Below are 352 nucleotides of genomic sequence, written 5' to 3'. Positions count from 1 at the left end.
ACAAGGAGCACGCCATGTCTCAGAAACTCGACGCTTCGCCCGCCGTCATCGGCATCGATATCGGCAAGAACTCGTTCCACATCATTGGTCAGAATCAGCGCGGCGGCATCGTGCTGCGGCAGAAGTGGTCGCGCGGCCAGATGGAAACGCGGCTCGCCAACCTGCCGCCGTGCTTGATCGGCATGGAGGCCTGCGTCGGCGCGCATCACCTCAGTCGCAAGCTGCAAATGCTTGGCCACGACGCCCGCTTGATGCCGGCGAAATACGTGCGCCCCTATTCGAAGGGACAGAAGAATGACTTCCGAGATGCGGAAGCCATCGCCGAGGCGGTCCAACGCCCGACCATGAAGTT

Annotated in this window: 1 protein-coding gene; it reads left to right on the top strand. The window is 61.6% G+C overall.

The genetic code is table 11. The features are described from left to right. Positions 1-14: 14 nt before the first annotated feature. Positions 15-352 (top strand): IS110 family transposase (locus AC0L23_RS40100; protein ID WP_473358438.1); only part of this gene is annotated, 338 nt, incomplete at its 3' end.

It is taken from the genome of Bradyrhizobium sp. MI1.4, from assembly GCF_055811315.1.
This window is presented reverse-complemented; position numbering and strand designations above follow the sequence as displayed.